The following is a 26016-nucleotide window of genomic DNA, read 5'->3' as shown; positions in this document are numbered from 1 at the left end:
ATTCCATGTCCGGCGAGCATTGGCCGCCACTCTCTCCGCTCCAGACCGGCCTGCGCGGCCGCTGCCCGCGCTGTGGGCAGGGCAAGATGTTCGAGAGCTTCCTGAAGCTGAAGCCGAAATGCGAGGTCTGCGGCCTCGACTATTCCTTCGCCGACCCGGCCGATGGTCCGGCCTTCTTCGTGATGATGTTCGTCTGCATCCCCGCGGCGGCTTTCCCGCTCTGGCTGGAATTGAACTACAACCCGCCGACCTGGGTGCATCTCGTCACGACGCTGCCGTTGATCCTGCTGACCTGTATCCCGCCCTTGCAACCCTTGAAGGGCTGGCTCGTCGCCTCGCAGTTCTTCCACAAGGCCGAGGAAGGGCGCCTCGCGGCTCCCGCCACGCCGAAGGACAGCCCCGCCGCCTGACTCGGCCATTGGCTCGGCTCAGGCCGGCGCGCGTTCCCCGGCGATGATTCCGGCGAGCAGGCGCAGCGCCTCGGCAAGGCGCGCGCGCTCGGGCACGGCTCCGAGCGCGACCCGGATCGCGTCCGGCACCTGTTCGCCCGTCGCGAACGCATCCGAGGCCATCACGCCGAGCCCTGCCTGACGCGCGCTCTCGATCAGCCGGTGCCGGTCCCGATGCGGTGGCAGCGGCTGCCAGAGATGCAGCGCATGCGGATGCGCTTGCATCGAAGCGGGCAGGATCGCACGCGCCAGCGCCTGCCGCTCGGCCGCCTCGCGGCGCACTCCGTCGAGCAAATCCTGCGCGGCACCGATCCTGATCCAGTGGGCGGCGAGAGCCGTCATCAAGGGAGCCGGCATCAGCGCCACGGCCCGCAACGCAGCAACAAGCCCGTCGCCCTCGATACCGTCGGGCAGCACGACGAAGGCAGTGCGCAGGCCGGGGGTGAGCACCTTCGACAAGGTCGCGACATGCCATGTCCGCTCCGGGGCCAGCACGGCGAGGGGCGGCGGTGCATCACCCGCAAGCAGGCTGTAAGGGTCGTCCTCGATCAGGGTGAGGTCGAGCTTGCGCGCCATGGCTGCGATCTCCTGCCGCCGTCCGAGTGGAACAGTCCGGCAGGTCGGGTTGTGCAGCGTCGGCGTCAGGCAGAACAGCCGGGCACCGGAACGGCGGGCGGCTTCCTCCAGCGCCTGCGGCAAGGGGCCATCGCCGTCCTCCGCCACCGGTGCAATGGCGAGGCTGCGCCGGCGGGCCGCGTCGATCTGGCCGGGATAGGCGAGCGGTTCCATCAGGACGGTGTCGCCGGGGGCGGCGAGCATCTGGAACAGGGCGGTGAGTGCGGTCTGGGCGCCGGGCGCCACCACGATCCTTTGCGGCGGCAGGGCACCCAGCAAAGGTGCAAGCCAGGCCGCGCCGGCCGCCCGCTCCGCCAGCGAGCCGCCCCCGGCATGGTAGTTCATCAGCTGGTCGGCGTTGCTGCGCGCCAGCAACTCGGCGATGCCGCGTTCCATCATCTCGCCCAGCCGCACGCCTTTTGGCGCGGGCGGGATTGTCATGCTCAGGTCGAGCGGCGGGCCGGCCTCTTCCTGCCGGGTCGAGATGAAGGAGCCGCGCCCCGTCACCGCATCGAGCAGCCCGCGCTCGCGCGCCTCGCCGAAGGCGCGGGTCACAGTGGTGAGGTCGACCTCGAGGAGTTCGGCCAGTTTCCGCTGAGGCGGCAACCGGTCACCGGGCCGCAGGCGTCCATCCGAGACAGCGCGTTCGATCAGCCCGACGATTTGCAGGTAGCGCGGCCCGGCAGCGGGGTCGAGCTCACCGAGCCATGACGGCATTGTCGCGGCTTGCGCCATGGCTGATCCCTCATGCCATACATTCTTGCTATTGTATGCGTCGATAGCGCAGCCGCTGCTGACAAGCCAGTGCCTCCGCCCTTGCGAGAACGAGGGCCTCTCTCTGGAGAAGAGCTATGCCCGAGCGTTCGCGTGTCGAGGATTTCATCGCGGCCGTTGTCGGAGGCGATCATGTCGCGGCCGTTGTCGGAGGCGATCATGTCGCGGCGATCCGCGATTTCTACTGGGAAGACGCTTCCATGCAGGAGAACATGGCCGAGCCACGGCGCGGCCGGGATCTGCTGATGGAGCATGAGGCGCGGGCGCTCGCGCGCCTTGAGCGCATGCACACCCATCCGCCGCGCGCCGTGCTGGTCGATGGCGACCGGGTGGTCGTCCACTGGACCTTCGACGCGACGGGCAAGGACGGTGTCACGCGCCGGCTCGACGAGCTTGCGATCCAGCGCTGGCGCGGCGACCGCATCGTCGAAGAGCGCTTCTTCTACGATACGGCCACGGCCTGGAGGCCGGTCGAGCCGGTGCCATGACGGGCGTGGCCGCCGAGGCTCAATGCGCGCCGGCGCTGACGAAGGCCTTGAGCTCCGGCGTCTGCGGGTTGGCGAAGAGCTCCTTCGACGGACCCTGCTCCCAGATCTTGCCCTGATGCATGAACACGGTGGTGTTCGCGACCGTGCGGGCGAAGTTCATCTCGTGGGTCACGAGCAGCATGGTCATGCCGCCCTTGGCGAGCTTCTCCATGACGAGCAGCACCTCGCCGGTCAGTTCCGGATCGAGCGCCGAGGTGACCTCGTCGAACAGCATCACCTTCGGCTTCATCGCCAGCGAGCGGGCGATGGCGACGCGCTGCTGCTGGCCACCGGAGAGATTGTCCGGATAGCTGTCGAACTTCTCGGACAAGCCGACCTGCGCCAGCACCTCCTTGGCCAGCGCCAGCGCCTCGGCCTGCGGCACGTCCTTGGTGATGCGCGGCGAAAGCATGATGTTCTGTCCCACCGTGAGGTGCGGGAACAGATTGTAGCTCTGGAAGACGATGCCGACATCCTTGCGCAATTCGCGCAGCTTCTTCGGATCCTGCGTCGTCAGGTGCCCGGCGACCTCGATCTTGCCGGCATGGAAGCTCTCGAGCCCGTTGATGCAGCGCAGCAGCGTCGACTTGCCCGAGCCGGAGCGCCCGATGATGGCGACCACCTGGCCGGCCTCGACGCTGAGCGAGACGCCCTTCAGCACCTCCAGCGAGCCGAAGCGCTTGTGGATGTCTTCAATGAGAACGGCTGGCATTCATCACCTTTTCGAGATGGCGGCTGAGCCGGGACAGTGGGAAGCAGATCGCGAAATAGATCAGCGCGACCAGGCTGAAGATCTGGAAGGCCTGATAGGTCGCGTTGTTGACCAGCATGCCGGCGCGCATCAGGTCGACGAAGCCGACGACCTGGACGATCGAGGTGTTCTTCACGAGCTGGACGAGGAAGCCGACCGTCGGTGGCAGCGAGATCCGGACCGCCTGCGGCAGGATGACATGGCGGTAGGTCTGCGCCGTCGTATGCGCCAGCGAGGCCGAGGCCTCCCATTGCTGGCGCGGCACGGATTCGATCGATCCGCGCCAGATCTCGGCGAGATAGGCCGAGACATAGATCGACAGCGAGGCGGAGGCCGCGAGGAAGGGCGGCAGTTCGATGCCGAGCGCCGAGAGCCCGTAATAGCTCATGAACAGCACCATCAGCACCGGGATCGACTGGATCACCAGGATGTAGCTGGCGGCGAAGCGGCGCAGCCACCGGAGCCGCGACAGGCGCATGATCGCGAAGACGCCGCCGATGATGCTGCCGATGAAGAAGGCGATTGCCGTGAGCGCCAGCGTCCAGCCGGCGGAGCGCAGGATGAAATAGGCCTCGGGCCAACCGAAGGTCTGCATCAGGCGGCCTCCCCATGCGCTTCGGTGAGCCGGGCAAGGCCCGACACCTGCGGGAAGAGCTTTCGGCCGAGCCAGTTCAGGAAGAGTTTGAAGGAGAGCGCCAGCACGAGGTAGAGCACGGTGACGACGATATAGGTCTCGAACGAGCGGAACGTGTCCTGCTCGATGATCGCCGCCGTTCCGGACAATTCCTGCACCGAGACGAAGGAGCAGATGCTGGAGGCCAGCATCATCAGCACGAACTGGCTCGACAGCGCCGGCCAGACGCGGGCGAAGGCCGGCTGCAGGATGACATGCTTCAGCACCTGCCACTTGGTCATTGCGAGCGCGAGACCGGCCTCGATCTGCGATTTATGGATGGAATCGACGCCGGCCCGGATGATCTCGGTGGCGTAGGCGGCGAGATTGAGCGTCATCGCCAGAACGGAGGCTTCGAGCCCGTTCAGGCGGATACCCAACTGCGGCAGCCCGAAGAAGATCATGAAGAGCTGTACCAGGAAGGGCGTGTTGCGCATCAGTTCGACATAGGCGTCGACGAGATAGCCGGCCCAGCTGCCCGCGAGGCTGCGCAGCGCGGTCATGCCCGTCGCCAGGACGAGGCCGAGCGCGATCGCGACGAAGGACAGCGCGATCGTGAGCCAGACCCCGTGCAGGATCATCGGCCATTTGGAAAGGACGTCTTGGAAGAGCAACGGCGCGCTCCTTCGGCCTGCGAGGTCGAGGGTCGCCGGCGCGCGCTCAGGCGCGCCGGCAGGTCCGATCGGAGGGTTGGATCAGAAGGTCGGCAGCGGCGGCAGCGGGCTGCCGACCCACTTCTGCGCGATCGCGTCGAGCTCGCCGTTCTGCTTGACGTAGTAGATGAAGTTGTTGAGCCACTGGCGCAGCTCCCAGGCGTCCTTGCGCATGGTCATCGAGTTCGGCTGCACGCCGAACACGAACTTCAGCTCGGTCTCGGTCTCGCCGCGCGCCTTCATGGCGGCGTTGGCCTGGGCGTCGGGGCCGGCGATGGCCTCGACCTGGCCGGAGAACAGCGCCTGCATGGTGGTGGCGTCGTCCTCGAAGCGCAGGATGGTGAGGTTCAGCTCCTTCTCGCGGCTGGTGAACTCGCGCTCGACGCTGGAGCCGCGGTTGACGCCGACCTTGCGGCCCTTGAGGTCGTCCCAGGTTTTGATGGCGACGTTCTTCTTGGCGTAGATGCCGGTCTGGAAGGCGCTGTAGGGGATGGAGAACATCACCGCCTTGGCGCGCTCGGGCGTGGGCGCCAGCGTGGCGACGAGGAAGTCGACCTTGTTGGCCTCCAGCGCCGGGATGCGGGCCGGCGGGGTGAGCTGCACCATCTCGACCTTGACGCCGAGATATTTGCCGATCAGCGCGATGACGTCGGCGTCATAGCCGATGGCGTTGCCCTGCGAGTCGACCGAGCCATAGGGCGGGGCGCCGATCAGTACGCCGATCTTGACCGAGCCGCGCTTGATGATGTCGGTGATCGACTGGGCCGAGGCCTGGCTCGCCGCGAACATGCCGGCGCCGAGCGCGAGAGCCACGCCGGCGATCTTGATACGCTTGAGGATATTCACTGGACGTCTCCCGTTGTGGTGCATTCGCGCTGATTGGTCCCCGGCTTCTTGTGGCCGGTTGATGGGCGAGAAGTGGTTATGCCTCTCGGTTCACTGTCCCCTTCGGACGACGTTCTCCAGCGGCTCGCCGGAGAAACGGCGCCTGATGTTACCAGCAATGACCGCCTGGCGCCGCCGGATCGTTCCGCTGGTCCAGCCGGACATATGCGGGGTCATTAAAACGTTTGAAAGCTCGTGGAAAGGCAGTTTCGACGGCAGCGGCGTGGCATCCCCAGCCTGTGGATAACGGTACCAGGTGTCGATGATCGCGCCGCCGATGCGGCGGCTCTTCAGGGCGTCGTAAAGCGCCTCTTCGTCGATGGTCGGCCCGCGCCCGACATTGACCACGACGGCGTCAGGACGCATCGCCGCGAAGGCCGCGGCGCCGACGATGCCCTTGGTCTCCTCCGTCAGCGGCACCGAGACGACGACGACATCGACCGAGCCGCAGAAGGCAGCGAGCTGGTCCAGGGTGAAGGCGCGGTCGACGAGGGGCGAGGGTGCGACCGGGCTTCGGTTGGCGACATGCACCTGCATCTCGAAGGCCTTGGCGCGGGCGGCGATCGCCTTGCCGATATGGCCGAAGCCGAGGAGGCCGATGGTCCGGCCGGCGATCTCGTCATGCACCCGCTCCGGCGCGCCGGCCCAATAGGCCCAGTCGCCCTGGCGCAGCCGCCGGTCGGCGTCGGCGAGCGGGATCGCGCGGGCGAGGAGGGCGCTCATCACATATTCCGCGATGGCCTGCTCGTGGCCGAAGCAGTTGCACACGGCGGCGGAAGCCGGCAGCAGGTCGAGATTGACGGCATCGTAGCCGGCGCCCGGCACATGGAAGAGCTTGAGCCCCGCCGGCACCGGCAGGCTCGCGTCGAACTTCACGCCGATGATGGCCTGCGCCTGCGCATAGGCCGCCTGCTCTGCCTCGGTCTCCAGCACATCCGGCAGCAATTGGATCTCGGCCGGCCCGCCGAGCAGGTCGGCGAAGCCGTGGCTGAAGCTGGCGGCGTTCTCGCCGTGGAAGATGATGCGCATGGTCTCGGATGTCCGGCGGTTCGGGAGTTTAGCGGGGCAGCAGCGGCTCGACGCTGCAGTCGAGCAGGGAGGGATCGATGTTCTCCTCCATCTCGTCGAACATGGTGTCGACGAAGGCGATCAGCTTTTCGGAGGCGGCGATGGCGCGCTCGGCCTGCGACGAGGCGATGCCGTTGAGCAGGGCGAGATGGTGGTCGATGGTCCCGTCCAGATTATGCTGGCCGGGCATGTAGCTGTGATGGATGAAGCCGATGCGCCGGAAGATGGTGTGCAGCGGCCTCAGCGTATGCTCGAGGAAAGGCTCGCCCGCCGCCGCCAGGATCATCTGGTCGATGCGCCGGTCGAGGCTGTTGAATTCGGCGAGCGTCAGCTCCTCGCGGCGGTCGCGGAGCAGCCGGGCCATATGCAGCATCTGGTTGCGGTGGGTCGGCCCGGCGCGCTCGGCGGCGAGCCGCGCGACGAAGCGCTCGAGATCGCCGCGCAGCTTGAGCAGCACGCGTTCGCGCGCCAGGTCGATCGGCGCGATCTGGAGCCCATGCCGGGGGCGAATATTGATCAGCGTGTCCGCCGCGAGCCGGTTGACGGCGTGGTGGACGGGGGTGCGGCCGAAGCCGGTCAGATCCTGCAGATCCTGCATCGTCAGCAGGCGGCCGGGCTTGAGCTGGCAATCTATCAGCATCGACTCGATGCGTTCATAAGCCAGTTCGAAGAAGTTCAGGCGGTTGCGGCGCGGCAGCGGCTCGAGCGCATCGAGCTCGGCGAGCTTCGGCTCCTCCTTGCGTCTTGCCATGTTTCCTCCGCAGCGGGCTCTTGCCGGCCCATGCTTGCCGGCGACGATAAACATGTTGTGATATTTTACAAGCGCTCTTATGGTCGGCACGCTCCGTCGCCATCCTAGGCCGACGGAAGCGCGGGTAAAGGATGGGAGGGCACGACCAAAGTCGAAGCCAGCCCTCGCCAGGGAGGCGGACTTTGAAAATCACAGCGATCGAGACGTTGCGGACCGAGGAGTTCGCCAATGTCCTCTGGGTGCGCGTGCACACCGATGCGGGGGTGATCGGCCTCGGCGAGACCTTCTATGGCGCGGCCTCGGTAGAGGCCCATCTCCACGACACGCTCGCCATGCGGCTCCTCGGCAAGAACCCGCTGCATATCGAGGCGCTGCACAAGGAGATGACCAACCTGCCGATGGCGCAGGCCTCGACGGGTGCGGAATCGCGCGCGACCTCGGCCGTCGACATCGCGCTCTGGGACATCTTCGGCAAGGTCTGCGGCCAGCCGGTCCACCAGATGCTGGGCGGCCTCTGCCGCGACAAGCAGCGCATCTACAACACCTGTGCCGGCTATGGATATGTCCGCTCGCACAACATCAAGCCGGTCTCGACCTGGAATTTCGGGCACTCCGAGGGCCCCTATGAAGACCTGCACGGCTTCATGACCCGTGCCGACGAGGTCGCCGAAAGCCTGCTCGAAAGCGGCATCACCGCGATGAAGATCTGGCCCTTCGATCCCCCGGCGATCGAGAACCAGGGCCTGTTCATCACGCCCGACCAGATGCGCAAGGCCTGCGAGCCCTTCGAGAAGATCCGCAAGGCCGTCGGCGACAAGATGGAAATCATGGTCGAGTTCCACTCGCTCTGGAACCTGCCGACCGCGATCAAGATCGCCCGCGTGCTCGAGCAGTACGAGCCGAGCTGGTATGAGGACCCGATCCGGATGAACTCGCCGCAGGCGCTGGCCGAATTCGCCCGCTCGACCAAAGTCTCGGTGACCGCGAGCGAGACGCTGGGCTCGCGCTTCCCCTACAAGGACATGCTCGACCGCGACGCGATGCATGTCGTGATGGCCGATCTGTGCTGGACCGGCGGGCTCACCGAGGGCCGCAAGATCGCGGCGATGGCGGAGACCTATCACCGCCCCTTCGCGCCGCATGACTGCATCGGCCCGGTCGGCTTCATCGCGGCGATCCACGCCTCCTTCAGCCAGCCCAACACGCTGATCCAGGAATCGGTACGCGCCTTCTACACCGGCTGGTACAAGGAGCTGGTCACCGAGATGCCGCGGATCGAGGGAGGCTATGTCTACCCGATGGAGGCGCCGGGCCTCGGCGTCGAATTGCTGCCGGCGGTGTTCGAGCGCTCGGACCTGACGGTCCGCCGCTCCAGCCTCTGAGATGACGTGATGACCAATCCCCTCTTCGATCTCACGGGCCGCACGGCCCTCGTCACCGGTTCCTCGCGCGGGCTCGGCCGCGCCATGGCGGAGGGGCTGGCGGCGGCCGGCGCCCGCATTCTCGTCAACGGCACGGATGCGGAACGGGTCGCGACCGCCGTCAAGGAGATGCGTCAGGCCGGCCATGAGGCCGACGCGGCGCCCTTCGACGTCACTTCCGAGGACGCCGTCGTCAAGGCCTTCGCCGGCTTCGACGCCGCCGGCATCGCCGTCGACATCCTCGTCAACAATGCCGGCATCCAGTTCCGCAAGCCGATGGTCGAGCTGGCGACGGCCGATTGGCAGCGGGTCATCGACACCAACCTGACCTCGGCCTTCGTCATCGGCCGGGAAGCCGCGAAGCGCATGATCGCGCGCGGCCACGGCAAGGTCATCAACATCGGCTCGCTGACCTCAGCGCTGGCCCGGGCCACCGTCGCGCCCTATACGGTCGCCAAGGGCGGCATCAAGATGCTGACCCAGGCGATGGCCGCCGAATGGGCCGAGCACGGCATCCAGGCCAATGCCATCGGCCCCGGCTACATGCTGACCGACATGAACCAGGCGCTGATCGAGAACCCGACCTTCGACACCTGGGTCAAGGGCCGCACCCCGTCGAAGCGCTGGGGCAAGCCGGAGGAACTGATCGGCGCCGCCGTCTTCCTCGCCGCGCCGGCCTCCGACTACGTCAACGGCCAGATCATCTATGTCGATGGCGGAATGCTCGCCGTCCTGTAGAACGGCGGAACCTGATCCGCCGGAGGACAAGGATGGCCCGCCCGCGCCTCGATGCGCTCGACCGCAAGATCATCGCGGAATTGCAGACCAATTCGCGCCTCTCGGTGCAGGAATTGGCCGAGCGGGTCGGCCTCTCCGCCTCGCCCTGCGCGCGGCGCATCCGCATCCTCGAAGAGGCGGGCGTCATCCAGGGCTATGCCGCGATCATCGACCAGACCAAGGTCGGCCTGCCGATCAGCGTCTTCGTCTCGATCAGGCTGGAACGCCAGCGCGAGGACGAACTCGACCGCTTCTCGCAGGCGGTGGCGCGCTGGCCCGAGGTGGTCGACTGCTATCTGATGACCGGCCAGCGCGATTATCTGCTGCGCATCGTCGTGCGCGACCTGCCGGCCTATGAGCGCTTCCTCAAGGACAAGCTCACCCGCCTCGACGGCGTCGCCTCGATCGAGTCGAGTTTCGCGCTGGGCCAGGTGAAGCGCTCCAGCGCCTTGCCGATCGCGGCGGCGCCGGAGGAGGATTAGGCTCGCTTCTCGCCGCTTGTCATCCCGGACAAGCCGCGAAGCGGCGCCGATCCGGGATCCATGCCTGAACCGTTCCGGAATGGATCCCGGGTCTCCCTCCGGTCGCCCGGGATGACCCGCGGGGGAGGCGAAGGCGTTCTACCGCTCCGCCGAAGCCGCCCAGATATTGATCCCGCCATCGACCGCATGCCTGTCGATCGCCGCCAGCTCTTCGGTCGAAAACTCGGTGTTCCCCAGCGCCGCGACGCAATCCATCACCTGTTCCGGCCGGCTCGCGCCGATCAGCGCCGAAGTGACGCGCCCGCCGCGCAATACCCAGGCGATTGCCATCTGGGCGAGGCTCTGGCCCCGCGCCCTGGCAATCTCGTTCAGCGCCGCGATGTGCTGGATGTTGTCGTCGCTGAGGAAGCCTTCGCGGAAGGAGGGCGCCTTCTTGTCGGCGCGGCTGCCGGCCGGCACGCCCTTCAGGTACTTGTCGGTCAGCATGCCCTGCGCCAGCGGCGAGAACACGATCGAGCCGATCCCTTCCGCGTCGAGCGTGTCGAGCAAACCGTCCTCCTCGATCCAGCGGTTGAGCATCGAATAGCTCGGCTGGTGGATCAGGCAGGGCGTGCCGAGCCGGCGCAGGATCGCGACTGCCTCCTGCGTGCGCTTCGAGTTGTAGGAGGATAGGCCGACATAGAGCGCCTTGCCCTGGCGGACGATGGCGTCGAGCGCCCCCATCGTCTCCTCCAGCGGCGTGTTCGGGTCGAAACGGTGCGAGTAGAAGATGTCGACATAGTCGAGCTTCATCCGCTTCAGGCTCTGGTCGAGGCTGGAGATCAGGTATTTGCGGCTGCCCCATTCGCCATAGGGGCCGGGCCACATCCGGTAGCCGGCCTTGGTCGAGATCACCAGCTCGTCGCGATAGCCGGCGAAGTCCTGGCTGAGAATCTCGCCGAAGGCGGTTTCGGCAGAGCCTGGGGGCGGACCGTAATTATTGGCGAGGTCGAAATGGGTGATGCCGAGATCGAAGGCCGTGCGGCAGATCTCGCGCATATTGGCACGGGCACCGGTCTCGCCGAAATTCTGCCAGAGGCCGAGCGAAAGCGCCGGCAGCATCAGTCCGCTGCGGCCGCAGCGGTTGTAGCGCATCGCGTCATAGCGGTTGGGATTGACCATGACTCAAGCCTCTCAATCGATTGAATGACGAATAAGATGAAGGCCCGGTGGCGTTGCGTCCACCGGGCCTCGTTGTCTATCGGGTCGCGATCCGATCAGGCGGCGGCGTAGCCGACCGTGCCCTTGATCTCGAGGAACTCCTCGAGGCCGAAATCGGCGTATTCGCGGCCGTTGCCGGACTGCTTGTAGCCGCCGAAGGGCGCGCCGGCGTCCCAGGCCGGGTAGTTGATGTAGACATTGCCCGAGCGCATCTGCGAGGCGATCTTGCGCGCGCGCTCCTGAGAGCCGGACTGGACATAGGAAGCCAGGCCATAGGGCGTGTCGTTGGCGCGCGAAACCACCTCGTCGTCGCTCTTGTAGGGCAGGATCGACAGCACGGGGCCGAAGATCTCCTCGCGGGCGATGGTCATCTCGTCGGTGACGCCGCCGAACACGGTCGGGCGGACATAGTAGCCGCGATTGAGCCCTTCCGGACGGCCCGTGCCGCCGGTGACCAGCGTCGCGCCTTCCTTGATGCCGGCCTCGATCAGGCGCTGGATCTTCTCGTACTGGACCTCGCTGACGACCGGGCCGAGGAAGACGCCGTCGGCCGAGGGAGCGCCGACCTTGAGCGGCTCGGCCACCTGCTTGGCGATGGCGAGCGCCTCCTCATGCAGCTTCTCCGGCACGAACATCCGGGTCGGCGCGTTGCAGGACTGTCCGGAGTTGCGCATCACGCTCTCGACGCCGAGCTTCACCGACTTCTTCAGGTCGGCATCGTCGAGGATGATATTGGCCGACTTGCCGCCGAGCTCCTGATGCACGCGCTTGACGGTATCCGCCGCCGCCTTGGCGACGAGGATGCCGGCCCGCGTCGAACCGGTGAAGGAGACCATGTCGACGCCCGGATGACGCGAGATCGCCTCGCCGACCGTCGGGCCGTCGCCGTTGACGAGGTTGAACACGCCCTTAGGCACGCCGGCTTCTTCCATCGCCTCGGCGAAGATGATGGCGTTGAGCGGCGCGATCTCGGAGGGCTTCAGCACCATGGTGCAGCCGGCGGCGAGCGCGGGCGCGACCTTGCACATGATCTGGTTGAGCGGCCAGTTCCACGGCGTGATCATGCCGACGACGCCGATCGGCTCCTTGGCGATCAGGGTGGTGCCGCGCAGCTCCTCGAACTCGAAGTTTTCGAGGGTCTCGATCATCTTGGCGAGATGGGCGGTGCCCATCGCGGCCTGCGCCCGGTGCGCCAGCTCCTTCGGCGCGCCCATCTCGCGCGACAGGATGTCGGCGATGGCGTCGTAGCGCTTCTTGTAGGCCTCGGCGAGGCGGCGCATCAGGGCGAGGCGCTCGGCCTTGGAGGTCGCGGCGAAGGCGGGGAAGGCGGCGCGTGCGGCCGCGACGGCCTTGTCGACATCGGCCTGCTCGCCGAGCGCGATGGTGGCGAAGACCTCCTCGTTCGACGGATCGATCACGCCGAGCGTGCGGTTGCCCGAGGGCTTCACCCACTGGCCGTCGATATAGAATTCGAGCTCATGCGCCATGGTCTGGTCTCCTGCCTTGTCTTGGCTCGGGCGCGCGGACAGCCTGCCGGAAGCGGCTGGCGATCGATGCCCCGAGCGGGAACTGTCGGTGTCGGATGCGAACGGGCCGCCTTGCGCGATCATGCATCGCCGGCCGCCATCGACGCTGTATCTGACGGGCATAACGTTAGGGGGCGGATCCGCGCCTGTCACCGGGCACCGTGTCGCGTTTGCGGATGGCGGCCATGCAGTGGCGCTTCTTGTGCGAGGACGCGCCGGGCCTGTTCTTCACGAGAACCACCGCGTCATCCCGGGTCTACGCTTCGCTTCGCCCGGGATGGCGGTGGAGATGAGTGTGCTCAGAGCCGCGCCTTGACGCTGCGGGGCGTCGCCAGCAGCAGGCTGGTCTCGCTGTTGGTGACGCCGGGGATCAGGCGGATGCGCCGCAGCACCTGGTCGAAGGCGATCAGGTCGGAGGTGCCGAGCTCGACCACGAGGTCCCAGTTGCCGTTGGTGGTGTGGATGCTGGAGACCTCGCTGAAGCCGGAGAGCGCGGTGATGACCGCATCGGCCGCTTGGCCGGCGATCTCGATCATGGTGATGCCGCGCACCGGCAGGTCGATCGCGTCCGAGCGCAGGATCACGGTGAAGCCGATGATCTCGCCCGACTGCTCCAGCTTCTCCAGCCGCGAGCGCACCGTCGCCCGCGTCAGGCCGAGATCGGTGGCGAGGTCCGAGATGCTGCGGCGCCCGTCATGGCGCAGCAGGGTGATGAGGCGCTGGTCGATATCATCCATTGCTCAGAATGGATAATCGACTTTATCGATTCGATCAATATTGGCGCCGATCAGGTCGATTTGGCTTCTATCACCTGCCGCTGAAAACACGGACAATGGCTCCTCCATAAGAACAGCGCGGGGACCCATGATTCAGCAGCTCAACGTCGTGCCCTTCGTCAGCGTCGACCACATGATGAAGCTGGTCCATGCGATCGGCATCGAGCGGATGCTGTCCGACATCGCGGCTTATATCGAGCAGGATTTCCGGCGCTGGGAGATCTTCGACAAGACGCCGCGCATCGCCTCGCACAGCCTCGAAGGCGTGATCGAATTGATGCCGACCAGCGACGGCAAGCTCTACGGCTTCAAATACGTCAACGGCCATCCCAAGAACATGAAGGCCGGCTTGCAGACGGTCACCGCCTTCGGCCTGCTCTCCGATGTCGCGACCGGCTATCCGGTCCTGCTTTCGGAGATGACCATCCTGACGGCATTGCGCACGGCGGCGATGTCGGCGGTGGCGGCCAGACACCTCGCGCCGAAGAACGCGGCGACCATGGCGATCATCGGCAACGGCGCGCAGTCCGAGTTCCAGGCCTTCGCCTTCCGCGCCCTGCTCGGCATCGAGAATCTGCGGCTCTACGACGTCGATCCGGCCGCAACCGAGAAATGCGCCCGCAACCTCGCGCGCCACGGTTTTCGGATCACCCGATGCACCACCGCGATGGAAGCGGTCGAGGGCGCGCAGATCGTGACCACCGTCACCGCCGACAAGCAATACGCCACGATCCTGACCGACAACATGGTCGGCGCCGGCATCCATATCAACGCGGTCGGCGGCGATTGCCCCGGCAAGACCGAGATCCACCGCGACGTGCTGCTGCGGTCCTCGATCTTCGTCGAGTATCCACCGCAGACCCGCATCGAGGGCGACATCCAGCAGCTCGATCCCGACCACCCGGTCGAGGAACTCTGGAAGGTCATCGCCGGGGCGGCTCAAGGCCGCACCGATTCCAGCCAGATCACGCTGTTCGACTCGGTCGGCTTCGCCATCGAGGATTTCTCGGCGCTGCGCTATGTCCATGAGCGCATCCGCGAGGCCGGCACCTATGTCGATCTCGACCTGATCGCGGACCCCGATGATCCGCGCGACCTCTTCGGCATGCTGATGCGGGCCGCGCCGAGTTCGGCCGCGGCGGCCTGAGGTTCAGGCCGCGTCGCGATCCCAACGCGGAAACGGGTCTTCCAGCCCGAGCAGCGCCTGCGTCAGCCCGGTCGCCGGGCTGCCGGTCAGGCAGGAATCGAGCTCGGCGCGGATCGCCGCCTCGTCCATCTCCGGCCCGCCGATGAAGACCATTTCCTGGCGCCGGTCGCCCCATGTCGGCGACCAGTGCTTGCGCATCAGCGACTGGAACTCTTCCGAGCGCGGCCAGCGCTCCCGCGGTACCGCCGCCCACCAGCGCCCCATCGCTTCGGTGCGGGTGATCCGCCCGGCCAGCGAGTATTCGCCGACCCAATGCGGCCGGCTTGCCAGCCAGAAATGTCCCTTGGCCCGGATCACGCCCGGGAGGCGCTGAGCCATGAGCTCATGCAGCTTCAGCGGATGGAACGGCCGGCGCGCCCGGTAGACGAAGGAGCGGATGCCGTATTCCTCGGTCTCCGGCACATGGTCGCGGAAGCCATAGAGCTCCTTGTGCCAGAGGGGATGGGTCTGCGCCTTCTCCTCGCTGTAGAGCTTCGTATCGAGCAGCCGGTCGAGCGGCACGCGGCCGAAATCGGCCTCGACGATGCGGGCATCGGCATTGAGCCCGCGCACCACCTGCCTGACCCTCTCCAGCTCTTCGGCTGAGACCTCGCTCGCCTTGTTGATCACCACGACATCGGCAAATTCGATCTGCTCGACCAGGAGATCGACCAGCGTGCGCTCATCGCCTTCGCCGGCCGTCTCGCCACGATCGCCGAGAAAGTCGCGGCTGTCATAGTCCTTGAGCAGGTTGAGCGCGTCGACCACCGTCGCCATCGTGTCGAGCCGGGCGACGTCGTCGAGCGAGCGATCCTCCTCGTCGCGGAAGGAGAAGGTCGCGGCGATCGGCAGGGGCTCGGCGATACCGGTGCCCTCGATCAGCAGGTAATCGAATTTGCGCTCCTCGGCGAGGCGGCGCACCTCGGTCAGCAAATCGTCGCGCAGCGTGCAGCAGATGCAGCCATTGCTCATCTCGACCAGGCTCTCCTCGGTCTTGGAGAGGTTGGCGCCGCCCTCGCGCACGAGATCGGCGTCGATGTTCACCTCGCTCATGTCGTTGACGATGACGGCGACGCGCCGGCCCTCGCGGTTGTTCAGGATGTGATTCAGCAAGGTGGTCTTGCCGGCGCCAAGGAAGCCGGAAAGGACCGTGACCGGCAGGCGCCGGTCGAGGAGGAGAGAAGATGCGGCCATCGGAAGGAGCCCGGTTTGGACAAAGGATAATTTGTTACAGTATAACATTTTATCTCTGTCAACCGATGCGCCCTCCGTCGTGAGTGGCTTGTCCTTGTCCGGAGGCTCGGGGGAGGGGTGCTCAGACGGCCGGCGGCGCTTGCGCGAGGTCGAAGAAGGCTTTCGCCGCCTTGGAGAGATAGCGTTCCTTGTGGCGCAGCACGAAGAAATGCCGCTTGGGCAGAGCGATGGCGACGGTGGCGAGCCGGCCGGCGGCGATGGCATTGGCCGCGACGAGCCGGGAAATCGCGGTCGCGCCGGCGCCGGCCGCGACGGCGGAGCAGATGGCTTCGTTCGAGGGCAGCTCCAGCGCGACAGTAAGATCATCCGGCGCGAGGCCGAGCCCCGGCAGGGCGGCTTCGAACATGGCGCGCGTGCCGGAGCCGGACTCGCGCAGCACCCATGGCCCTTGCCGCAAGGCCTCGGAGGCGGGTGGCTGCCCTGCCCAGGAATGTCCGGCCGGCACGACGATCACCAGCTCGTCCTCCGCCACGGCGGTCACGGCGAGCGTCGGATCGTCGATCGCGCCTTCGATGAAGCCGAGATCGGCCGCGCCGTCATGGATCGCGGCCGTGACGGTCTCGGTATTGTCGATGCCCAGGCTCACAGTGATGCCGGGATGGACGGCACGGTAGCGCTGGATCAGCGGCGGCAGCCAATAATTCGCCACGGTTTGGCTCGCCATCAGCGAGAGCGCGCCGCGCGACAATCCGGCGAGGTCGATGAGCACGGCCTCGGCAGCGGCGGCTCGTGCCAGCACGGCGCGTGCCTCGGCGAGGAAGAGCCGCCCGGCATCGGTGAGGGCGATCCGCCGGCCGATCCGGTCGAACAGCTTGGTCGCGTAGCGCGCTTCCAGCGCGGCGATCGCCGAGCTGACCGCCGATTGCGTCAGGTTGAGGGCGCGGGCGCCTTGCGTCAGATGCTCCCGTTCGGCGACGGCGACGAAGATGCGGAGCTGTTCGAGCGTCATCAGCCGATCTTACAGCCCGATCGGAAAAACTCAGCCTCTCAGGATGGGGGCGGGAGGATCGATGTCGAAAGCGATCATATAAAGACATCTTTATATCTTTGATTGCCTTCCGCCGCTGGCACTGCTAGAGAGCCGCCATCATTCAGCGAGCGATTGGAGCTTCCCCGTGTCGCAGGACTACATCGTCAAGGACATCTCGCTTGCGGATTACGGCCGCAAGGAAATCAACATGGCCCAGGACGAGATGCCGGGCCTGATGGCGATCCGCGCCGAGCACAAGGGCAAGGCCCCGCTCAAGGGCGCGCGCATCGCCGGCTGCCTGCACATGACCATCCAGACCGCCGTGCTGATCGAGACGCTGAAGGAACTCGGCGCCGATGTGCGCTGGTCGTCCTGCAACATCTTCTCGACCCAGGACCACGCTGCCGCCGCGATCGCCGCGACCGGCACCCCCGTCTTCGCCATCAAGGGCGAGACGCTGGAAGAGTATTGGGAGTACGTGCTGAAGACCGCCACTTGGGGCGACGGCGGCACGCCGAACATGATCCTCGACGATGGCGGCGACCTGACCATGCTGATCATCCTCGGCGCCGAGGCCGAGGCCGGCAAGGCCGAGTTCCTCGACAAGCCCGGCAATGAGGAAGAGACGATCTTCTTCGCGCTGATCAAGCGCCAGCTCAAGGCCAATCCGGGCTGGTTCACCAAGACCCGCGCCGCGATCAAGGGCGTCTCCGAGGAGACCACCACCGGCGTGCACCGCCTCTACGAGCTCGCCAAGGCCAACCGCCTGCCGTTCCCGGCGATCAACGTCAACGACAGCGTCACCAAGTCGAAATTCGACAACCTCTATGGCTGCCGCGAGTCGCTGGTCGACGCCATCCGCCGCGGCACCGACGTGATGATGTCGGGCAAGGTCGCGGTCGTCGCCGGTTATGGCGACGTCGGCAAGGGCTCGGCCGCCTCGCTGCGCCAGGCCGGCTGCCGCGTGCTCGTCACCGAGATCGACCCGATCTGCGCCCTGCAGGCGGCGATGGAAGGCTATGAGGTCGTGACCATGGAAGACGCTGCCCCGCGCGGCGACATCTTCTGCACGGCGACCGGCAATCTCGACGTCATCACCGTCGACCACATGCGCGCGATGAAGCACCGCGCCATCGTCTGCAATATCGGCCATTTCGACTCGGAGATTCAGGTCGCCGGCCTGAAGAACTTCAAGTGGGACAACGTCAAGCCGCAGGTCGACGAGGTCGAGTTCCCCGACGGCAAGCGCATCATCCTGCTCTCGGAAGGCCGCCTGGTGAACCTCGGCAACGCCACGGGCCACCCGTCCTTCGTGATGTCCTGCTCGTTCTCGAACCAGACGCTCGCCCAGATCGAGCTCTGGAACCACCACGCCAACTACCAGAACAACGTCTACACCCTGCCGAAGCATCTCGACGAGAAGGTCGCGGCGCTCCACCTCGCCAAGGTCGGCGCCAAGCTCACCAAGCTCAACGACGCCCAGGCGAAGTACATCGGCGTGCCGCAGGCCGGGCCGTTCAAGCCCGAGCTCTACCGCTACTGACAGCCGCGCAGCGGCAAGAACGACGAGGCCCGGCGCAAGCCGGGCCTTTTTTCGGTCTGACGATGCCTTCGGAATAAAACAAGAACACAACTAATAGTGGTTTCGAGGCATAGAATATCTAGACCTTGATGCGGGTGCGCCTCCTTCGAGTCCGCCTCGAAAAACTCTCCGTTTACCTGCGATTAAGCACTTCCTGACGGAGTCAGGCGACGATTACAGTGGGGCTGATTCGGGGTGCTGCGACGGCGCGGCTCCCGGTTCAAGCTCTATAGTGATTGGCGTGGTGGCGCGCGTGGATCGGCCGCCGGGGAGGGTGTAACGCCCGGCTCCGCGATACCGATTCCGACGAGACCGGCGATGTTGGCGGCCGCCCGGCCGCCCAAGAGGCGACAGACGCGGAATGAGACGTGCGAGGCGACAGGGACGAGGTGGCGGCTGGCGTCCAGGCGGGCTTCTGCCCGCATTGGCCCTGCTTCCCGTGCCTGCCATGGCCCAGAGCGACCTGCTGTCGCCGGCCAAGCTCGATACGGTGAGCACCGGCGCGCTCTCCATCATCCTGGCGGGTCTTGCCGTCTTCGCCACGACGACATCCCTCGTCTATGTCCGCGAGCGCACGCGCTGGCAGCGGCGCGAGGCCAAGCTCGCGAGCGAGCTGGAGGCGGCGCGCGGCCATCAGGAGCGGCTTTCCATCCTGCTCGCCGCCGATCCGCAGGTGGTCGCGAGCTGGAACGGGCGCGACGCACAGCCGGTCTTCGAGGGCGACAGCGGCTTCCTCGGCGCACCCGGGGCGGCGCTGGCGCTGGCCTATGGCAGTTGGGCGACGCCGACCGACGCCAAGCGGCTGGAACTGGCCACCGACGCGCTGAAGGAGCGCGGCGAGGCCTTCAGCTTCACGATCCGCAGCAAGGCCGGGCCTTTCGTCGATATCGAGGGCCGGCCCGTCGCCGGGCGCGCCGTCATCCGCTTCCGCGAGGTCACCGGCGAGCGGGCACAGGTGATGACGCTGCGCAGCGAGCTGGAGCGGGTCACGGGAGACCATGCGGCGCTGTCGAGCCTGCTCGCCGGGCTGCCTCACCCCGCCTGGATGCGCGATGCCGACGGGCGTCTGCTCTGGGTCAACGCCGCCTATGCGGGCGCGGTCGAGGCCGGCGATGCAGCGACAGCCGCCAAGAGCGGGATGGAGCTGCTCGATCGCAACGAGCGCGAGGCGGCGGCGCGTGCGCGCCGCGAGGGCAACCCCTTCGCGATCCGCACCCCGGCCATCGTCGCCGGCCAGCGCCGGACGCTCGACGTCGTCGAATTGCCGACTGCGACCGGCTTCGCCGGCCTGGCCACGGATATGAGCGAGCTGGAAGCGGTGCGCAACGATCTGCAGCGCCAGATGGACGCCCATGTCCGCACGCTCGACCGGCTGAAGACGGCGGTGGCGGCCTTCGACGGCACGCAGCGGCTGCTCTATCGCAATGCCGGCTTCGACGCGCTCTGGTCGCTCGATCCGGCCTTCCTCGACGGCCAGCCGACCGATGGCGAGATCCTCGACCGCCTGCGCGCCGAGCGCCGCTTGCCCGAACTCGGCGACTACCGGAGCTGGAAAACGGGCGTTCACGCCGCCTATACCGCCACGCGCGCGAACGAGGATTGGTGGTACCTGCCCGATGGGCGCACCATACACGTCGTCTCCAGCCCCAACCCGCAAGGTGGCGTCACCTATCTCTATGACGACGTCACCGAACGCTTCACGCTGGAATCGCGCTTCAACGCGCTGACCCGCACCCAGCGCGAGACGCTGGATTCGCTGCGCGAGGGCGTCGCCGTGTTCGGTTCCGACGGGCGCCTCAAGCTCTCGAACCCCGCCTTCGCCCAATCCTGGCGCATCGACGCCGACCTGCTCGCCAGCGGCCCGCATATCGACGAGGTGGTCGGGCTCTGCCGGCCGCTCTTCCCGCAGGACGAGGTCTGGCGCGAATTGCTCAGCACCGTCACCGGCGTGCGCGATGCGCGCGAGGATTATCGCTGCCGGATCGAGCGCCGCGACGGCACCGTGCTCGATATGGCGGCCGCGCCGCTGCCCGACGGCGCGACGCTGATCTCCTTCGCCGACGTCACCGCCAGCGTGAATGTCGAGCGGGCGCTGACCGAGAAGAACGACGCGCTGGAGAAGGTCTCGCGGCTGCGCGAGGACTTCGTCCACCACGTCTCCTACGAACTGCGTTCGCCGCTGACCAACATCATCGGCTTCGCCCAGCTCCTTGGCACCGAGACCGTCGGCGCGCTCAACGAGAAGCAGCGCGACTACACCTCCCATATCGTGCGCTCCTCGGGCGCGCTGCTCGCCATCATCAACGACATCCTCGACCTCGCCACCATCGACAACGGTGCGCTGACGCTCGACATGCAGGATGTCGACGTCGCCGACACCATCGCGCAGGCGGCGGCCGGGCTTCAGGACCGGCTGACCGACAGCAAATTGTCGCTCAAGGTCGAGATCGATCCGCGCACCGGGCCGCTGCGGGCGGATGGCAAGCGCCTGCGGCAGGTGCTGTTCAACTTGCTCTCCAACGCGATCGGCTTCTCCTCGCCCGGCCAGACCATCGGCGTCAGGGCGACACGGCAGGGCGGCGACATCCGCCTCACCGTCACCGATCAGGGCCGCGGCATCCCTGCCGAGGTCAAGGAGAAGGTGTTCGAGCGCTTCGAAAGCCATTCTCTCGGCTCGACCCATCGCGGCGTCGGCCTGGGGCTCTCGATCGTGCGCTCGATCGTCGAGCTCCATGGCGGCCATGTCGAACTCGACTCCACGCCGGGGCAGGGCACGCGCGTCACCGCGATCTTCCCGGCTCAGGGCCTGCCGCTCTCGGACGCTGCCGAATGACCGAGGAAGCCCGCGCGGCCGGCACGCACCGGCTCCTGCTGGCGAATGAGGCGGCGACGATACGCCTCGCCGCCGACATCGCCGCCATCGTCAAGCCCGGCGACATCGTCGCGCTCTCCGGCCATCTCGGCTCGGGCAAGTCGCTGATGGCGCGCGCCATCCTGCGCGAGCTCGCCGGCGACCCCGCGCTGGAGGCGCCGAGCCCGACCTTCACCCTCGTGCAGAGCTACGAGACGCCGCGCGGCCCGGTCCTGCATGCCGATCTCTATCGCGTGCGCTCGCCGGACGAGCTCGACGATCTCGGCCTGGTCGAGGATGTCGACCAGGCGGTGATGCTGGTCGAATGGCCCGACCGGGCGGGCGGGCGCCTGCCGGCCGGGCGGCGCCTCGACATCCTGCTCGACATCGATCCCGACAATCCGGAAACCGGCCGCATCGCCGACCTCTCCGGCGGCGTGCTCTGGAAGCAGCGCCTCGCCATCGCGGTCGCGGCGCGCAAGCTCATCGACGGCGCCGGCTGGGGCGAGGCACGGCGCGACTTCATGCTCGGCGACGCCTCGACGCGCGCCTATGAGCGCCTGACACGGCCGGGCGGCGAGACCGCCGTGCTGATGATCTCGCCGCCGCGCCCGGACGGGCCGCCGATCCGCATGGGCAAGCCCTACAGCGCGATCGCGCATCTGGCCGAGACCATTGACGCCTTCGTCGCGATGGATCGCGGCCTGCGCTCGCTCGGCTATTCCGCCCCCGAGATCCTGGCCGAGGATCTGGCCGGTGGGCTCCTGCTGATCGAGGATCTCGGCGCGGAGGGTGTGCTCGACGCGGAAGGCCGGCCGATCCCCGAGCGCTACGAGGCCACGGCCCGGCTGCTCGCCGACCTGCACCGCCACACCCTGCCGACGATCCTGCCGGTGGCCGAGGGCCACGACCACATCATCCCCGAATACGACCGGCAGGCGCTGGCGATCGAGACCGAGCTGATCCTCGAATGGTATGCTCCGCATATCGCCGGGGTGACGCTGCCGGCCGTGACGCAGGCTGAGTTCGGCCGCATCTGGAACAAGCTCTTCGACGAGATCCTCGCCGCACCCGCGACCTGGACGCTGCGCGACGTCCATTCCCCCAACCTGATCTGGCTGGACAAGCGCGAGGGGCTGGCGAAGCTCGGCCTGATCGATTTCCAGGACGCGGTGCTGGGCCATCCCGCCTATGATCTCGCCGCGCTCGGGCAGGATGCGCGCGTCGACGTGCCGGCTGCGCTCGAACTCAGGCTGCTCGCGGCCTATGGCTCGGCCCGCCGGGCGGACGTGCCCGATTTCGACCTCGCCGGCTTCGCCCGCGCCTATGCGATCCTCGGCGCGCAGCGCAACACCAAGATCGCCGGCATCTTCGCCCGCCTCGACAAGCGCGACGGCAAGCCGGGCTATCTCAAGCACCTGCCGCGGATCGAGGCCTATCTGCGCCGCAATCTCGAGCACCCGGCCCTCGAGGAGCTCAAGGGCTGGTACCAGGCGCATATGCCGAGGCTGTTCGAGGAGCCGGGCGAAGCTGTCTGAAGGTCGGGGTCCGGTCCCCGTGACAGGGCGTCATTCTCGGGCTTGACCCGAGAATCTCTGGAAACCGGGCAGGGAGCCTTCTGCGGCAGGAGATGCTCGGGTCGAGCCCGAGCATGGCGGCGCGAACCGGGCAGAGCCCGTTCAGCGCCTCACTCGCCCTCGCCGAAGCGGTCGGCGATCAGCTCGCTCAGCGCCTGCAGCGCCTCGCCTGCCTCCGGTCCCTGGGCGACGATGGTGATGGTTGAGCCGATGCCGGCGCCGAGCGTCAGCACGCCCATGATCGAGGTCGCGCCGACCGTCTCGCCGCAACGGCTCACCGTAATGTCGGCCTCGAAGCGGGCGGCGCATTGCACGAATTTCGCCGTGGCGCGGGCGTGCAACCCCTTCTTGTTGATGATCTGGAATTCGCCGTAGCGGGCGCCGGCGGGAATCTCGGTCTCGGGGCAGTCGCAGTCTTCTTCCATTCCGCCCTTCCTGCTCGCCCTTATTTGCCGGCAAGAACCCGGCTGGCGACGGTGATGTATTTGCGGCCCGCATCCTGCGCGCTCGTCACCGCTTCGTCGAGGCTCTTCTCCTCGCGCACGCTGGCGAGCTTGATCAGCATCGGCAGGTTGACGCCGGCGACAACATCGACGCGACCCGGCTCCATCACCGAAATGGCGAGGTTGGAAGGCGTGCCTCCGAACATATCGGTGAGGATGACGACGCCGCGACCGCCCTCGACCTGCTCGACGGCGGCAATGATGTCGCGGCGGCGACTTTCCATGTCGTCATCGGGGGCGATGGCGATGGTCGCCAGGTTCGCCTGGGGGCCGACGACATGTTCGAGGGCCGCGCGGAACTCCGTCGCCAGATGCCCATGAGTCACGAGGACCAGTCCGATCATTCAATCCAGCACCGGAGAGCGCCCATCGGCGCCCGGACAAGGTGGCGGTTTATGCGGCAGGTGCGAGACAATCGCAAGGGACTCGCCGCCGAAAACGCCGAAATCATGGCCTTCACGCCTGGCCTGTGAACAAGTCGAGCGCGGTGAGCACCAGCCGCTCGTCGCCGACACGTCCCGCCACGCGCAACCGCGGCAGGTCGATCCCGCACAGGTTGTCCACCAGCTCTTCCGGTTCCGGCATGCGCGCCGGCTCCTCGCCGATCAGATCGACGAGCAGCCTGACGACGACGGCCGGCGTTGCCGGCTCCGGCGTCAGGCCGAGGCCGCGGCGCTCGACGATGCCTTCCAGCGGCGCGACCGCCCGGGCCACCAGCCGGTCGCCTCTTGCCGTCAGGGCGGTGCGATCATCGGCCACGAGCCGGCCGAAGCGGCCGGCCTGGCCGGCCAGCGCGATCAGCGCGAGCGCCAGCGTCGACTTGCCGCTGCCGGCAGGGCCGCGCAGCAGGATGCCGGCCTCGCCGACGGCGACGGTGGTCGCATGGACGCGCATCTCGCCGGCCCGGTGGGGGGGCGGCTTCCCCGCCGGATCAGGAAGCATGCTGATAGGCGGCCGGCAGCCGGACGATGAAGCGGGCGCCGAGCCGCGGCGTCTCACCGCCCGGCTCCGCCGGTCCGAGCCGGTTCTCGGCCCGGATCGAGCCGCGATGCGCCTCGACGATCTGGCGCGAAATCGACAGGCCCAGCCCCGAATTCTGGCCGAAGCCCTCATTCGGACGGTCGGTGTAGAAGCGCTCGAAGATGCGCTCCAGCGCATGCGGCTCGATGCCCGGCCCTTCGTCCTCGACGGTGACGAGCACGTCGTTGGCGACACGCGAGAGCATGACGCGCACCGTGCCCTCCGACGGCGAGAAGGAGCGGGCGTTGTCGATGAGATTGACCATGACCTGCCCGATCCGCGAATCGTGCCCCATGACGAGGAAGGCGTCGGCGCCGGGGCGCTGGCTGCGCCGCTCGGCCGAGAGCTCGATCTTCGCCTGCCCCTCGCGCCGCGTCTCGTTCTGGATCGTCACGACCGCTTCCAGCACCTGCGCGACATCGACCGGAGCGGAGTCGTTGCGGGCGAGTTCGGCATCAAGGCGAGAGGCGTCGGAAATATCGGAGATCAGCCGGTCGAGACGGCGCACGTCGTGCTGGATGACCGAGAGCAGCCGCCCGCGCGAATCCTCCGTCTTGGCCCGTGGCAGCGTCTCGACGGCGCTGCGCAGCGAGGTCAGCGGATTCTTGAGCTCATGGGCGACATCGGCGGCGAAGCTCTCGATCGCCTCGATGCGGCTGTAGAGCGCCTTGGTCATGTCGCGCAGCGAGCCGGACAAATGGCCGATCTCGTCATGGCGGCTGCCGAAATCAGGGATCTGCTCGCGCGACTTGACGCCGCGCCGCACGCGCTGGGCTGCGTCGGCGAGCTTGCGGATCGGCTCGGCGATGGTGCCGGCGAGCAGGACCGAGAGCACGATCATTACGCCCGCCGCCACGGCGAAGACCTGGAAGATGGCGAAGCGCTCGGCGGCGATCACCGCGTCGATGTCGCCTCCTTGCGTCGAGAGCAGCAGCGCGCCCTTCACCGCCCGGAAGCGCTGCACCGGCACCGCGACCGAGACGATGGTCTGGCCGCGCGTGTTGACGCGCACGACGCTCGCCGGCGCCCCGTTCAGGGCGCGCGCGACCTCCGGATAGGACTTGCCGTTGGCATTCTCGAAATCGTCATAGGTCGGCACGTCGGCCCGGCCGAGCCGGTTGCGCAGCATGTTCCAGGTGCGTTCCAGCAGCGGCGGCTCGTCGGGCTCGCCGACGCGCGGCAGGTCGAGGCGCAGCACGTCGCCGCGCGAATAGAGGCCGCGCGAGTCGATGGTGAGGAAGCCCTCCTTGTCGTAGACCCGCGCCCGCGTCTTCGTCGGCGTCACCAGGCGGCGCAGGAGGGGCGCGACCTTCTCGGGATTGATCGAGAAGTCGAGCGGATCATCGGCGATGCCGGCGCTTTCGCCGGCCTGGAGCTGCAGCAGCTTGTCCGGATCGATGGTGATCGTATCGGTCTCGACCGTGGCCGAGGCCGCGATCGCTCCGGCGATGATCTCGCCCTGCGTCAGCAGGCTCTGCACGCGCGCCTCGATCAGGCCTTCGCGGAACTGGTTGAGATAGAGGAAGCCGAGCAGCAGCGCGAAGAGGCCGCCGAGATTCAGCACCACGATGCGCCGCGTCAGGCTGGACGCCGCGCGCGACGAGACCGCACGCGCCATGCGGCGCCAGATCAGGCCGAGACGGCGCCGCAGAGCCGCGCTCCAGCGGCTTCCCGCCGATGACGCAGGTGCTTCGTTGTCGACCGTTGCCATGCCTTGGGTCTGTACTCGCTCCAGCCGCGCCCCA

Annotated in this window: 25 protein-coding genes; 9 read left to right on the top strand and 16 right to left on the bottom strand. The window is 67.2% G+C overall.

Going from position 1 to position 26016, the window contains the following annotated elements; all coding sequences use genetic code 11:
• Positions 1–5 precede the first annotated feature (5 nt).
• On the top strand, positions 6–410 hold the full coding sequence (locus tag AB6806_RS15440) for a DUF983 domain-containing protein (RefSeq protein WP_038366678.1): 405 nt from the start codon (positions 6–8) through the stop codon (positions 408–410).
• Between the two features lie 18 nt (positions 411–428).
• On the opposite strand, the gene AB6806_RS15435 is transcribed toward AB6806_RS15440, so the two are convergent.
• The gene (locus AB6806_RS15435) at positions 429–1799 is read right to left on the bottom strand and encodes an aminotransferase-like domain-containing protein (RefSeq protein WP_370954879.1); all 1371 of its coding nucleotides are present in this window, start codon (positions 1797–1799) and stop codon (positions 429–431) included.
• 116 nt (positions 1800–1915) lie between these two features.
• Here AB6806_RS15435 and AB6806_RS15430 point away from each other — a divergent pair, with 116 nt between their 5' ends.
• On the top strand, positions 1916–2326 hold the full coding sequence (locus AB6806_RS15430; RefSeq protein ID WP_370954878.1) for a nuclear transport factor 2 family protein: 411 nt from the start codon (positions 1916–1918) through the stop codon (positions 2324–2326).
• 19 nt (positions 2327–2345) lie between these two features.
• Here the strand turns inward: AB6806_RS15430 and AB6806_RS15425 are convergent, their stop codons facing one another.
• The 6 genes from AB6806_RS15425 to AB6806_RS15400 form a co-directional block, all read right to left on the bottom strand.
• On the bottom strand, positions 2346–3077 hold the full coding sequence (locus AB6806_RS15425) for an amino acid ABC transporter ATP-binding protein (RefSeq protein WP_038366686.1): 732 nt from the start codon (positions 3075–3077) through the stop codon (positions 2346–2348).
• Positions 3058–3711: an amino acid ABC transporter permease gene (locus AB6806_RS15420; RefSeq protein WP_038366689.1), complete on the bottom strand. Its 654-nt coding sequence runs from the start codon at positions 3709–3711 to the stop codon at positions 3058–3060. The genes AB6806_RS15425 and AB6806_RS15420 overlap by 20 nt, the downstream gene beginning before the upstream one ends.
• On the bottom strand, positions 3711–4370 hold the full coding sequence (locus AB6806_RS15415) for an amino acid ABC transporter permease (RefSeq protein WP_051988399.1): 660 nt from the start codon (positions 4368–4370) through the stop codon (positions 3711–3713). The genes AB6806_RS15420 and AB6806_RS15415 overlap by 1 nt, the downstream gene beginning before the upstream one ends.
• Before the next feature lie 114 nt (positions 4371–4484).
• Positions 4485–5288, bottom strand: coding sequence for a transporter substrate-binding domain-containing protein (locus AB6806_RS15410; RefSeq protein WP_038366695.1), 804 nt, complete (start codon positions 5286–5288; stop codon positions 4485–4487).
• A 90-nt stretch (positions 5289–5378) separates the two neighbouring features.
• A complete protein-coding gene (locus AB6806_RS15405) occupies positions 5379–6356 on the bottom strand; it encodes a 2-hydroxyacid dehydrogenase (protein WP_142022256.1) in 978 nt (325 codons plus the stop codon).
• Positions 6357–6384: 28 nt separating this feature from the next.
• Positions 6385–7146: a GntR family transcriptional regulator gene (locus AB6806_RS15400; RefSeq protein ID WP_038366701.1), complete on the bottom strand. Its 762-nt coding sequence runs from the start codon at positions 7144–7146 to the stop codon at positions 6385–6387.
• Between the two features lie 182 nt (positions 7147–7328).
• Here AB6806_RS15400 and AB6806_RS15395 point away from each other — a divergent pair, with 182 nt between their 5' ends.
• The 3 genes from AB6806_RS15395 to AB6806_RS15385 are packed head-to-tail and all read left to right on the top strand — an operon-like array spanning position 7329 to position 9826.
• Positions 7329–8528, top strand: a complete 1200-nt coding sequence (locus AB6806_RS15395; protein WP_162720138.1) for a mandelate racemase/muconate lactonizing enzyme family protein — start codon at positions 7329–7331, stop codon at positions 8526–8528.
• Positions 8529–8537: 9 nt separating this feature from the next.
• Positions 8538–9305, top strand: coding sequence for an SDR family oxidoreductase (locus AB6806_RS15390; protein ID WP_142022255.1), 768 nt, complete (start codon positions 8538–8540; stop codon positions 9303–9305).
• A 32-nt stretch (positions 9306–9337) separates the two neighbouring features.
• Positions 9338–9826 carry an Lrp/AsnC family transcriptional regulator gene (locus AB6806_RS15385; protein WP_038366710.1) on the top strand — a complete coding sequence of 163 codons (489 nt, stop codon included), beginning with the start codon at positions 9338–9340 and terminating at the stop codon, positions 9824–9826.
• A 138-nt stretch (positions 9827–9964) separates the two neighbouring features.
• Here AB6806_RS15385 and mgrA read toward each other — a convergent pair whose 3' ends face one another.
• From mgrA to AB6806_RS15370, 3 genes are all read right to left on the bottom strand, one after another.
• A complete protein-coding gene (gene mgrA, locus AB6806_RS15380) occupies positions 9965–10987 on the bottom strand; it encodes an L-glyceraldehyde 3-phosphate reductase (RefSeq protein WP_370954877.1) in 1023 nt (340 codons plus the stop codon).
• 95 nt (positions 10988–11082) lie between these two features.
• On the bottom strand, positions 11083–12513 hold the full coding sequence (locus AB6806_RS15375) for an aldehyde dehydrogenase family protein (protein ID WP_142022253.1): 1431 nt from the start codon (positions 12511–12513) through the stop codon (positions 11083–11085).
• Between the two features lie 338 nt (positions 12514–12851).
• Positions 12852–13289, bottom strand: coding sequence for an Lrp/AsnC family transcriptional regulator (locus AB6806_RS15370; protein WP_038366719.1), 438 nt, complete (start codon positions 13287–13289; stop codon positions 12852–12854).
• A gap of 127 nt (positions 13290–13416) precedes the next feature.
• On the opposite strand from AB6806_RS15370, the gene AB6806_RS15365 reads away from it, so the two are divergent.
• Complete coding sequence (locus AB6806_RS15365) at positions 13417–14475, top strand: ornithine cyclodeaminase (protein WP_142022252.1); 1059 nt, start codon at positions 13417–13419, stop codon at positions 14473–14475.
• 3 nt (positions 14476–14478) lie between these two features.
• On the opposite strand, the gene AB6806_RS15360 is transcribed toward AB6806_RS15365, so the two are convergent.
• Both AB6806_RS15360 and AB6806_RS15355 read right to left on the bottom strand, forming a co-directional pair.
• The gene (locus tag AB6806_RS15360; protein WP_113254456.1) at positions 14479–15708 is read right to left on the bottom strand and encodes a GTP-binding protein; all 1230 of its coding nucleotides are present in this window, start codon (positions 15706–15708) and stop codon (positions 14479–14481) included.
• Positions 15709–15829: 121 nt separating this feature from the next.
• On the bottom strand, positions 15830–16717 hold the full coding sequence (locus AB6806_RS15355) for a LysR family transcriptional regulator (RefSeq protein WP_142022250.1): 888 nt from the start codon (positions 16715–16717) through the stop codon (positions 15830–15832).
• A gap of 166 nt (positions 16718–16883) precedes the next feature.
• Between AB6806_RS15355 and ahcY the strand changes: the two genes are divergently transcribed.
• From ahcY to tsaE, 3 genes are all read left to right on the top strand, one after another.
• Positions 16884–18281, top strand: coding sequence for an adenosylhomocysteinase (gene ahcY, locus AB6806_RS15350; RefSeq protein ID WP_038366731.1), 1398 nt, complete (start codon positions 16884–16886; stop codon positions 18279–18281).
• Between the two features lie 487 nt (positions 18282–18768).
• Positions 18769–21153, top strand: a complete 2385-nt coding sequence (locus AB6806_RS15345; protein WP_370954876.1) for a sensor histidine kinase — start codon at positions 18769–18771, stop codon at positions 21151–21153.
• The gene (tsaE, locus tag AB6806_RS15340; protein ID WP_038366734.1) at positions 21150–22709 is read left to right on the top strand and encodes a tRNA (adenosine(37)-N6)-threonylcarbamoyltransferase complex ATPase subunit type 1 TsaE; all 1560 of its coding nucleotides are present in this window, start codon (positions 21150–21152) and stop codon (positions 22707–22709) included. The genes AB6806_RS15345 and tsaE overlap by 4 nt, the downstream gene beginning before the upstream one ends.
• Before the next feature lie 149 nt (positions 22710–22858).
• On the opposite strand, the gene AB6806_RS15335 is transcribed toward tsaE, so the two are convergent.
• The 4 genes from AB6806_RS15335 to AB6806_RS15320 form a co-directional block, all read right to left on the bottom strand.
• On the bottom strand, positions 22859–23173 hold the full coding sequence (locus AB6806_RS15335; protein WP_038366736.1) for an HPr family phosphocarrier protein: 315 nt from the start codon (positions 23171–23173) through the stop codon (positions 22859–22861).
• 20 nt (positions 23174–23193) lie between these two features.
• On the bottom strand, positions 23194–23595 hold the full coding sequence (locus AB6806_RS15330) for a PTS sugar transporter subunit IIA (protein WP_038366739.1): 402 nt from the start codon (positions 23593–23595) through the stop codon (positions 23194–23196).
• A gap of 112 nt (positions 23596–23707) precedes the next feature.
• Positions 23708–24145, bottom strand: coding sequence for an HPr kinase/phosphorylase (locus AB6806_RS15325; RefSeq protein WP_185747970.1), 438 nt, complete (start codon positions 24143–24145; stop codon positions 23708–23710).
• Between the two features lie 37 nt (positions 24146–24182).
• Positions 24183–25982: a stimulus-sensing domain-containing protein gene (locus AB6806_RS15320; protein WP_081925583.1), complete on the bottom strand. Its 1800-nt coding sequence runs from the start codon at positions 25980–25982 to the stop codon at positions 24183–24185.
• Positions 25983–26016: the final 34 nt, after the last annotated feature.

It is taken from the genome of Allobosea sp. RCC_152_1, from assembly GCF_041360765.1.
In the GTDB taxonomy this organism is placed as follows: domain Bacteria; phylum Pseudomonadota; class Alphaproteobacteria; order Rhizobiales; family Beijerinckiaceae; genus Allobosea; species Allobosea spartocytisi.
This window is presented reverse-complemented; position numbering and strand designations above follow the sequence as displayed.